The 211-nt window shown below is 49.8% G+C and carries 1 rRNA gene; it reads right to left on the bottom strand.

Going from position 1 to position 211, the window contains the following annotated elements:
- A 16S ribosomal RNA gene (locus tag A7A76_RS00745) occupies positions 1-211 on the bottom strand; the annotation flags it as partial.

Genomic DNA, 211 nt, shown 5'->3' with positions numbered 1-211 from the left:
TTCGAACCTCAGCGTCAGTTACAGACCAGAGAGCCGCTTTCGCCACTGGTGTTCTTCCATATATCTACGCATTTCACCGCTACACATGGAGTTCCACTCTCCTCTTCTGCACTCAAGTCTCCCAGTTTCCAATGCACTACTCCGGTTAAGCCGAAGGCTTTCACATCAGACTTAAAAGACCGCCTGCGTTCCCTTTACGCCCAATAAATCC

This window comes from Lysobacter enzymogenes (genome assembly GCF_017168095.1).
Lineage (GTDB): Bacteria > Pseudomonadota > Gammaproteobacteria > Xanthomonadales > Xanthomonadaceae > Lysobacter > Lysobacter enzymogenes_D.
Note: the sequence above shows the minus strand (reverse complement) of the source record. Positions and strands in the feature narration are given on the sequence as shown.